This is a genomic window from Streptomyces sp. NPDC005070 (assembly GCF_053600395.1).
In genome coordinates this window covers 1-1,963 of the sequence record NZ_JBSFZS010000414.1, presented here as the reverse complement: position 1 = coordinate 1,963, position 1,963 = coordinate 1, and the positions used below count along the sequence as shown (strand labels likewise).

Below are 1,963 nucleotides of genomic sequence, written 5' to 3'. Positions count from 1 at the left end.
GGCGGGTCCTTCGCCGTCTGGTGCGACCTCTCGAACTCCCAGACCCAGGACCAGGTCGCGGCGGGCAAGCATCACACGAACCCGCAGGATCGCGCCGAGGGAAGGGACGTCCATGGCCGATACCGAACCGACTGTCATCGGGGCGGCAACACTGCCGCTGCCGAAGAACGGCGCCGTCACATCGACACGGGAGTACGGCGATCCGCGACCGACGAGCTGACCGCCTCGACTCGCAGAAGTACGCCCAACCGTGTTCCCACATCTCTGAGAGCCATGAGGGACCGTCCGAGACCGCATCGGCGCCCCACGGGGCCGACGAGATGACAGAGGAGAGGCGTACCGGATGAACGACGACACCACCGGCGGCGGCGGCGAGGGAGCGGAAGCCGGACAGGGCCCACCCCCGTTCATCCTCTACCAGCAGGGTAACGACCTGACGACGGCTCAACGCGGCCTCGTCATCTGGGTGCACAACCTCCTGCTGCCGGTCTACGCCGGAGAGGAGTCGTCACGCGCCCCGTGGTGCCCGCGCTGGTGGGAGCACCCCGACGCGGTGGCCCACCTCTACGGCCTGTGGATGGCATGGCAGGAGATGACCTCCGTCAAGGCCGGCATGAACGGGCCCGCCATGTGGCACCGGGACTTCCTGGGACCGGCGATGACGTTTCTGCGCGACCCCTCGGGACCGTTCTCGGGCTGCAAGCCCGGAAGCCACCGACCGAAGGACCCGCCACGGGTCGACGTGTACGACGGCTGATCCAGGTCCTGATCCCCACCACCTGCCTTTCGAGCACAGAAGAGAAGAGAAACCGGCATGGCACGCATCCTTGTTGTCTCCAACGAGAGTGGCATGGGGCTCGGCGGAGTGCCCGTGTTCAACAAGCTCATCACCGAGGGGCTCGCGGAAAACCAGGCCCACAAAGTTGACCTGCTCTATGTGACGGAAAAGCCGCAGGACCACGGAGCCGCGACCGTTCACACGGTTCCCCCGGTGACAGGCGAGGACAAGATGGAGACGATCCTCAAAGCGGCCCAGCAGGATCCGCGGGATTTCGGCCTTCCGGCCGCGGGAGAGGGCCAGTACGACATCGTCATCGGGCACAGCCGGTTCTCCGGACCTGCGGCGTCCGCCATGCAGTCAGCCTGGTATCCGGACGCCGTGCACATGAACTTTCTCCACACCTCGCCCGAGAAGCTGGAGCAGGCCAAGATCACCGATCCGAACGACGCGGCCATGGTTCAGATGCGGACGGACGCAGGCCAGGCCAAGGTGAAGATCGAGAAGGACATTCTCAGGACGGCCCGCGTCGGTGTCGGTGTCGGCGGAGCCCTGACCGAGGACGTCCAGCGGATTCAGGCGATGAACGCGGAGGCCAAGAGCTGGCACGATCTGGTGCCCGGTGGCGAAACGGTCAAGACCTTCAGTCCGCCGTCGCCGAAGGAACAGTTCAACGTGCTGCTGATGGGGCGCATGGATGACCCCATGAAGGGGGGCGGCGACGCCCTGGCAGCGGTGAAGCACCTCAACGACAACGGCAAGAAGGTGCACCTCACCATCCGCGGCGCGAATCCGGAGAAGCTCCAGGAGACGCAAGCTCGGGCGGACAGCCAGGCCGGCGGACCGGGAAGGGTCACCGTCAAACCCTTCACCAAGGAAAAGCAGGACCTGGTCAACGACATGCACGCCAACCATGTGGTGATCATGCCGTCCAAGACCGAGGGCTTCGGCCTGGTCGCCACCGAGGCCGCCGCGCACTGCATTCCGATCCTGGTGAACCGGGACAGTGGCGCGGCCAAGTTCCTCCAGGACCCCGCGCGTGGTGCGGCCCACCTGGGCAAGGACAGTGTGGTCATGACGCCCGAGGATGCCTCGCAGCGCCACATCGCCTGGGCGGACGCCATCGCTCGCGGGTGCGCTGCCACATGAGCGCGGCGACGGTGATGAGCGCCGTGGAGAGCAGGA

General features: G+C 66.3%; 2 protein-coding genes. Both read left to right on the top strand.

From position 1 onward, the window contains the following. The first annotated feature begins 343 nt into the window (after nucleotides 1-343). Nucleotides 344-757 (top strand): DUF4913 domain-containing protein, encoded by a 414-nt coding sequence (locus ACWEBX_RS39715; RefSeq protein ID WP_451889566.1) that lies wholly within the window; start codon nucleotides 344-346, stop codon nucleotides 755-757. 57 nt (nucleotides 758-814) lie between these two features. Further along, the gene (locus ACWEBX_RS39710) at nucleotides 815-1,927 is read left to right on the top strand and encodes a glycosyltransferase family 4 protein (protein ID WP_451889565.1); all 1,113 of its coding nucleotides are present in this window, start codon (nucleotides 815-817) and stop codon (nucleotides 1,925-1,927) included. Nucleotides 1,928-1,963: the final 36 nt, after the last annotated feature.

Coding starts and splice junctions, on each gene's coding strand:
- ACWEBX_RS39715 (WP_451889566.1), top strand. CDS start 344: ATGAACGACGACACCACCGGCGGCGGCGGCGAGGGAGCGGAAGCCGGA.
- ACWEBX_RS39710 (WP_451889565.1), top strand. CDS start 815: ATGGCACGCATCCTTGTTGTCTCCAACGAGAGTGGCATGGGGCTCGGC.